Source organism: Aureimonas sp. D3 (assembly GCF_001463805.1).
Classification (GTDB): domain Bacteria; phylum Pseudomonadota; class Alphaproteobacteria; order Rhizobiales; family Rhizobiaceae; genus Aureimonas; species Aureimonas ureilytica_A.
Genome location: NZ_BBWM01000004.1, coordinates 1 through 1029 on the forward strand (window position 1 = coordinate 1; position 1029 = coordinate 1029).

General features: G+C 64.2%; 1 protein-coding gene. It reads right to left on the reverse strand.

Features of this window, described 5'->3' with window-relative positions; all coding sequences use genetic code 11:
• Nucleotides 1–30 precede the first annotated feature (30 nt).
• Entirely contained in the window at nt 31–1023 is a 993-nt protein-coding gene (locus tag AUL36_RS01935; RefSeq protein WP_244497004.1) for a flagellin, read from the reverse strand.
• Between the last annotated feature and the right edge of the window lie 6 nt (nt 1024–1029).

Genomic DNA, 1029 nt, shown 5'->3' on the forward strand with positions numbered 1-1029 from the left:
CGCCCCGCCGATCCGGCCCGTCCGTTCGGATTACGAGCGGAAGAGCGACAGAACGCCCTGAGCGGACTGGTTGGCGATCGAAAGCGCCTGGGTTCCGAGCTGCTGCTTGACCTGCAGAGCCTGGAGCTTGGTGGACTCTTCGGTCATGTCGGCGTCGACGAGGTTGGAAACGCCCTTGTCGATCGTGTCCATCAGCGTGTTCACGAAGGACTTCTGCGAGTCGATGCGCGAGGCGACGGAGCCCAGTGCAGCGGCAGCGGACGTGACCTTGGTGATCGCGTTGTTGACGAGCGTGATGTAGGCCTTGAGGACGGTCGCACGGTTGGTTCCGTTGACGCCGCGGGCCGACAGGGTCGCATCGCTGATGTCGATCTTGTCGATCGAGAGCGAGTCCGCACCGGCAGAGGCGACGACGGAGGCCGGGTCGATCGCGATGGAGCCGACGCCCTGGGTCTGCTTCGTCAGAACCAGACGGTTGGAGCCATCGAGCGAAGCGGTCAGGACCGAGTTCAACGAGGCGTTCTGCAGAGCCTTGCTCACGACCGTGAGATAGTCGCTTGCGCTCGTCATCGTTCCGTTCGTCACAGTCGAACCGGTCGATGCGCTGAGGGCGGCGTTGATGGTCGCCTTGTCGATCGTCACCTTGGTCGCGGTACCACCATCGACCGAGACGTTGAAAGACAAGACGGTCTGATCGCCGAACGTCACCGGACCGGCGAAGGCAGCACCAGACGTCAGCGTGGCCGCCGAGAGGCTGGTCGCAGCCTGACCGGCCGCCGTCGTGTTGGTCATACCGGCCGTATTGGAGACCACGCCGTTACCGTCCACAGCGCGAACGTTGGCAGCGGTGATCGTGGCGTTCGTGCCGACCGCAACGGTGGTGAAGCGCAGGTTGCCGCCACCGGTCTTGTCAACGACGATCTTGCCGGCGCCGAAAGCCGCATCAACGGCCGCCTGAGCGTTCGTCACGAAGGCCGAGATATCGGCGGCCGCGTTGGCGGACGTCACACCGGCGGTCGAGATATAGAC